Source organism: Prevotella sp. MGM2 (assembly GCF_002933955.1).
GTDB lineage: Bacteria > Bacteroidota > Bacteroidia > Bacteroidales > Bacteroidaceae > Alloprevotella.
In genome coordinates this window covers 1-7,224 of sequence record NZ_BEWW01000329.1, presented here as the reverse complement: position 1 = coordinate 7,224, position 7,224 = coordinate 1, and the positions used below count along the sequence as shown (strand labels likewise).

At 51.4% G+C, this 7,224-nt stretch carries 2 protein-coding genes and 1 pseudogene; all 3 read left to right on the top strand.

The window, feature by feature from the left end; translation table 11 throughout:
- The first annotated feature begins 163 nt into the window (after positions 1-163).
- Positions 164-1,132, top strand: a complete 969-nt coding sequence (locus tag C5S62_RS13235; RefSeq protein ID WP_104405788.1) for an adenosine kinase — start codon at positions 164-166, stop codon at positions 1,130-1,132.
- A 48-nt stretch (positions 1,133-1,180) separates the two neighbouring features.
- On the top strand, positions 1,181-2,857 hold the full coding sequence (locus C5S62_RS13230) for a S41 family peptidase (RefSeq protein WP_104405787.1): 1,677 nt from the start codon (positions 1,181-1,183) through the stop codon (positions 2,855-2,857).
- Positions 2,858-3,647: 790 nt separating this feature from the next.
- Positions 3,648-7,224 (top strand): annotated as a pseudogene (locus C5S62_RS13225) (hypothetical protein); the annotation flags it as partial.

The following is a 7,224-nucleotide window of genomic DNA, read 5'->3' as shown; positions in this document are numbered from 1 at the left end:
CCAACGACCCCCTGATTAACAGTCAGGTGCTCTAACCAACTGAGCTACTGAAGCAGGTTTGCGAAGCTAAAAACTTCATCTTTTCTGCTGAATTGCGATGCAAAAGTAATGGTTATTTTTGAAATAAACAATACCTTTGCAGGAAAAATACAAAAAAATATTCATGAAACAAGTAATCGGTATCGGGAATGCCCTCGTCGACGCCCTCTATCGGGTGGATAACGACCATATTCTACAGGAACTGGAACTGCCCAAGGGCAGCATGCAACTTATCAACACAGAACGTTACCACGCCATTTGCCGCCGGATGGCCGAAACAGACCAAGAGCGGGCCACAGGCGGATCGGCCTGCAACACCATTCTGGCACTGGCTGAACTGGGCGCGGAAACGGGACTGATAGGAAAGGTGGCCGACGACGATAACGGCCGCTTCTTCACAGAGGCATTCGAGCGCAGCGGCGCAAAAACCTACATAGCCGGAAGCCAACTGCCAACGGGCGTAGCCTCAACATTCATAACGCCGGACGGACAACGCACGTTCGGCACCTATCTCGGTGCGGCGGCGGAACTCACCGCGGACGATGTACGCCCAGAATGGCTGGAAGGATACTCATATTTATATATAGAGGGCTATCTTGTGCAAAACCATGAGCTGATAGAACGCACGGTGGACATGGCGCACGAAGCCGGCCTGATGGTATGTCTGGACATGGCCAGCTACAACATTGTGGAGGAAGAACGCGACTTCTTCGCCCAATTGCTACAAAAGACCGACATTGTTTTTGCCAACGAGCAGGAAGCCCGCGCCTTTACGGGAAAAGCGCCGCGTGAGGCGATGGCCGAACTGGCCGGCATCTGCTCCATAGCTGTGGTAAAGACGGGCGCCGACGGCGCCATGGCACAAACAGGCGGCAACGTAACCGAAGTGCCCGCCCTACCCGTAAAGAAAGTGGTGGACACGACTGCAGCCGGCGACTTCTTCGCGGCCGGTTTCCTCTACGCCCACGCTGCCGGCAAGCCGCTCCACTCCTGCCTGGCCACCGGAACGATACTGGCCACGGAAGTCATACAGATAGTGGGAACCAAACTCGACGAAACAACATGGGAGCGCATCCGCACCCTGGTAGGATAAACTCCCGGCCAAGTTGTTCCACACATCCCCAACTACAGTTTTTATCAAATGAAATACGTCCTTTTTTTTCTCCTGACGCTATCGGCGGCCTCCGCCAACGGCCAAAAGATGTCCGCAACCGGCCGACACAATTTTGAGACATCGAAACACCTTGACATCTTCAACAGCCTTTACCGCGACCTGGACCTCTATTACGTAGACACGCTCGACGCCAAAAAGAACATCGAGAACGCGCTGCTCTACATGCTCTCCCAGCTCGATCCCTACACAACCTATTATTCCAACGACAATACGGAGGAACTCAAACAGATGGCAACGGGGAAATACGCCGGCATAGGTTCCCTTATCAGTTTCCGCAATGATCTCGGCCGATGCATCATATCCGACCCTTACCGAGACATGCCGGCGGCAGAAGCCGGCTTGCGTCTTGGCGATATCATACTCTCAATAGACGGCAAGGAGTTTGCCAAAACTGACAAACAGGAAGCGGCCGACTTCTCATCGTCAGTGAGCGAAGCGCTGCGCGGCTTGCCGGGGACCACCCTTGAGGTACGCGTGCGACGGCCGGGAACGGACAAGCCCCTGACGTTCAAAATTACGCGGCGCACCATCACCATACCCAGTGTGACGCTCAGCGAAATGCTCACCGACAGCACAGGCTATATAGCCCTGAACGGCTTCACGGAAAACACGGCGCGCGACGTACGGCTGGCCCTGGTTGCCCTCAAGCAGCAGGGGGCCAGACGCCTCATTCTCGATTTACGCGGCAACGGAGGCGGCCTGATGGGCGAAGCCATACAGTTAGTCAACCTGTTCATCCCGCGCGGAAAGGAAGTAGTCAGCACACGCGGAAAGGTAAAGGAATCCACCGCCACCTACAAGACGCAGGCCGAGCCGCTGGATCTGGAAATGCCCGTAGTGGTGCTCACGGACTTCGGTACAGCCTCAGCGGCCGAAATCACTGCCGGCGCGCTTCAGGACTACGACCGCGCCGTTGTTATGGGCCGCCGCACTTACGGCAAGGGACTGGTGCAGGAACCGCGCGAACTGCCCTACGGCACTATGCTGAAACTGACCACCTCGAAATACTACATCCCCAGCGGCCGGTGCATCCAGGCCTACAAGTTTGAGGACGGACGGCCTGTCCACCGGCCTGACTCTCTGGCCGATGAGTTCACCACGGCGGCCGGACGCATCGTGTATGACGGCGGAGGCATCGCTCCCGATGTGGAAGTGGCCCTCGACAGCATGCCCAATCTCCTGCTTTATCTGGCCGCTTCCGATGAACTGTTCGACTATGCCGTGAGATATCGCAACACCCACGACACCATAGCCTCACCCACAGATTTTTCCCTCACGGAAACCGAATACGCACAGTTCCGGGCTTTCCTCAAAGAAAAGAATTTCACTTACGACCGCCAGAGCGCCCGCCTGCTGGAAACCCTGCGCAAGGTGGCCCAGCGCGAGGGATACGCCGAAGAAGCCCAGACCGAATTCAATGCCCTTGAGGCCAAACTGACACACAACGAAGACTTTGATTTTGAGCACTGGAAGAATGAGATTCTCAAGCTGGCCGAACAGACCATCGTGGCAGCCTATTATTATGACGAAGGGGCTGCGCGATACCTGCTCAAAACGGACAAGGACGTAAAAGCAGCCGTTGAACTCCTCAGCAGCAAGGAAAATTACGGGCAGATACTCTCCTCGCCACGCAAGAGAAAATAAAAAGGCTGTTCAAAGAACACCCGCTTTTTCCGAGTGTACGCCTTTAACATATTTAACTTTCCGCAACACTTCAGAGTGTTAAAATAAAGGTTGTAAGTAGTGTGGAAGAAAAAGTCCTTATTGGAATTTAAACTAGAATACTTGGAATTTAAATTGCGATACGGAGATTTTTCTACAGAAATACGTCAAAAAACAGTTTGTAAAAAGCTAAAAAACATGCAAAAAGCGGGACTTCCGATTGGAAGTCCCGCTTTGCTGTTACAAAGATACTAAATTTTCCGGCGGAAAGCAAATTGTGTTAAAATCAAGCTATCCTCGCCCAACAACTGAGACAATCAACATTCTCCGGGCTACACCCTCATTCCCTCAGGCACCATAAAGTACCGGCAAGAGCACCATAAACATCAATCAGCACCTGCCAATGCCATATTACTGACAGGTTTTCTCTATCCTGAAACAGCACAAGAACACCCAATATTATCCCCAGTACACTTTACTCTATATACAAAAAATAAATCGTCTGACATCCCCCTCATTCATTAAAACACAAAAATATTCATCAATATATTTTTTCGATAAAAAACAAAAATATAAATTTGCAAGCAGAAAGACACTATACTCTCATTCCAGATACAGACAAATTTCACATCTTTTATTAACTTAATCAAAATCATTTTCACGCTTTATGAAAAAGTTACGACTACTTTTTTCATTGTGCCTGGCTTTTCTATTTAGCCTAGGTACAGTCTGGGCGCAATCTGAAAATGCGTTCCCCCGCCTTTACCACGCAGTGGACCGCATTACAGAAATTGAGTCCGGAACAAAAATTCTTCTTACCTCTACAGGTATGACGGGCGGTACCATCTATCATGAACCGGAAGCCGATTTCATGCACTTGGAAGTTACCCCCCAAGACACGACAAGTTTCTCCTCCACGCTCATTCGCGACAACGCTTTCTTCATCATTGAAGAAGTCGGTACCCATGAGAACGAGAAAACTCAGGAAACGCACAAGACTTACCGCCTGAAACACGAAGCCAGCGGTCTGTATCTCAAGCGCATCAAAGATGAGTCGAATTTTGCCTGGACCAACAATCCTGCAGAGGCATTCGTGTTCACAGCGTTGCATCCGGCCGGATATGCTCCCGGAACAACCGCTTCGGGCAGCGAAGAACTGCTTGAGCCTCAAGTAGACAACCCACGTGCCAACATCGGCCGCGGCGGTACCACCATCTCCTTTGAAGGCTATGAGCACGGCTGGATCATGTGCGACATCAGCGAAACTTTGGGAGATGACAACTCATACCTCTATTACTACATGTGCGGCTATGAGAACCAGTATAAAGGTTACTTCTCCACTTATCGCGACACAAACCTCTGGGCTTACATGACAGCCGAACCTTATGCCGAAAACGAATACTTCGAGGCTTTGGAATCCATGGTATGGAACGAACTGTTCCCCAGCGGCTTCTCTCCCGAAGACTACGCCATCGGCACCACTCCCGGCATGTACCCCGACAAGACTTTGGTAGACAAGTTGGCAGAAGCCTGGGCTGAGTTTGAAGCTTTTGAAATGTCAGGAGCCACCAACGCCACTTATGAAAGTTGCGCTGCCGTTTACCAGAAACTTTATGACGCCAAAGAGGCTCTCGAAGCCAGCGTTGTTACGTTTGAAGACGGACAGTATTACATCATCGTGGGCAAGCGTATGAACAGCGGTAACTATGCCGACGCAGAAAAAGTGCGCATCACTCGCCAATATGCAGCAGACGGCATTCCCGCCGAACTGACTTTCAACGATGCCAAATACGTTTGGCAACTCCACAAGGCAGAGAACGGTAAAGGCTTCTACATCCAGAACTACGTTACCAAAACGTATGCTTCCTACAACTCTTCCGCTTCCGGCACCGTGCCCATGACTGAAGAGCCTGTCACGGCCTACTACATCAATGCCAACACTACCAATGCCAGCCATAAGGGCCACTTCAACATCATCCCCACAACCAATACCAATACGGCCTGGAACACCCATAACACCGCTGCCGATGACGTTGGTTACTACGGTTTCATTGCCGATGATGAGGGCGACCAGTTCCGCTTCTATTCCGTTGACGAAGAAGTAGTGAAAGGCTTTGACGCCCAACTCGCTCAGGAAGCTCTCAACAACGAGTTGAAACCCCTCTTCATCGCCGCATCTTCCTCTTACAACAAAGAACGCATCTATACCAGCGACGAAACAGCCAACGACGGTGTATTCACCTCTCCGGCCGACGGTAAAGTGCTTTCTGCAGAGCAGCTCACATCAAATGCTGTAGAACCCAACGAAGGTTCATTGGCATACCTTGTGGACGGCAATATCGAAACCTACTTCCACTCCACATGGTCAAGCGTTGTTGACAACGGTAACCTCCACCACCTCGACATCGACCTCGGCGAAGAACTGCAGACAATTGTCTTCAAATATGCCCGCCGCTACTGGGCTAACGAAAACCTCTCGCCCACTAAGGTCAACATCTACGCTACCAACGACACGACTGCCGCTACCGGCAAGTGGGACTACAAAGGCGTTTACACACTCAAGCACAACGTGGCTACCCACTATTCCAAGCACAATCCTCTCGGCGACCTCACCGGTGAAGTTGTTATCGAAGACTCTATCGTTAAGAATGCCGGCGGCATGACCGGTTTTGACCTCGGTGCTCCTTACCGCCATGTCCGCATGGAGGTTGTAAGCACCATGAGCGTAGACACCAAAGGCATCCTCAGCTCTGCCAACAACAAGAACGGAGTACCCTACTTCACACTGGCCGAATTCCGCGTTTATGGCGGTAAGTTTGACGAACAAGCCTCGTTGTCCTTCACCTCTGTAAGCGAACCCGTCCGCACTGCTTTGGCCAACAATCTGGCAATTGCCATGAAGGCCCATAATGAAGGCAAGGCTACCCGCGAAATCATCGACAACCTCAAGAAGGCCTACGACGACTTCCTCAAGGAATTTGCCGATGCCGATGAAGTTACCGCAGCTTTGAGCGAAGTTAAGGACCAGCTCAAACCTTACGTAACAGCCGGCATGATCAGCGAAGAACCCGAAATCGGTATGTTCTCCGCCACAGCCAAGGCCGAAGCCGACGCTACAATTCAGGCTGTAGAGGCTGAGATGGCTGAAGCCAAAGAAAACGGCACCCTCGTGACACTCGAAGAAATCAAAGCTAAGATTGCACGCCTTGAAACCGCCGTTGAAAACTTCAAGAAAACTCTCGTATATCCTGAAGTAGGCAAGATTTACGCCCTCCGTGGTGGCCTCGCCAAAAAGAACACTTATGAACACAGAGACTCCATGGTGCTGAACAGCCTTATCTACGCAACCGGTAACGCCAGCACTGCAGGTCTGAAATACATACAGGACAGCCTGCACACAATCGACCCCTCCGAGAACCTCAACTACCTCTGGAAAGTTGAATCCTGCGAAAACGGTCAGATTTCTCTCCGCAACCTGGCTACCGGCTACTACCTCGACACTATCAACAACAGAAACGGTGCCAGCCTCCGCAATGCAGAAGCACAGGCATTCATCAACTTGCAGACTGCCATGTCACCCCGCGGCTTCTACTTCATCGTCGGTAAATCGGGCGAGGACAACCTTTACCTCAACTACTCCGGCAACAACTTCACCAGCGTGCTGACCTGGAATGCCGTCGGTGCCAACGACAATTCCGTTGTGAAGTTTGAGGAAGTAGACGCATTCACTCCCGAAGAAGAGATCGAAACTCTCTTCGCCACCTGGCCTACTGTAAGCGACGGTTACCAGATCATGACACTCCCCTTCGGTGTATACTACGTTGAGGAGGAAAACGCCAAAGCTTACACCATGCTCGGCGAGAAAGCCGCTGAAGGCGAGGGTAACCCCACACTCGAGCTCAAGGCCATCAATGAGGGTGAAATCATCGCTGCCGGCACGCCATTCGTCCTCTATACAGGCGAAGAACAAACCAACTACAAGATGAACCTCGACATGTACGATCCTTACAACATTCCTTACGTATTTGAAGTCAACCATAAAGATGGTGAAGTTATCACTGGTACTGTACGTGATATGGAACTCGGTTTGGACGTATTCGGCAAGGGTATCCTCCGCAACGGCAGTGTAGTCTACATCAAGTCTACCTCCAGTTCCAACCGTAACATCCCCGGTAACAGCGGTTACATCAACTACGTTGAAACTACCGAAACCGGCGATGCCTTCATCGAACTGACCGGCGGCAGCCTCACCACAGGCATTGCAGGCGGTGTCATCGTCGACAACAATGCCAAAGTTAACGTTTACACCATCTCCGGTGTACAGGTTCGCAAGGCTGTGAAAGCTGCCG

Bases quoted from the DNA above. Each gene is read 5' to 3' on its own strand.
- C5S62_RS13230 (WP_104405787.1), top strand. From the start codon at position 1,181: ATGAAATACGTCCTTTTTTTTCTCCTGACGCTATCGGCGGCCTCCGCC.
- C5S62_RS13235 (WP_104405788.1), top strand. From the start codon at position 164: ATGAAACAAGTAATCGGTATCGGGAATGCCCTCGTCGACGCCCTCTAT.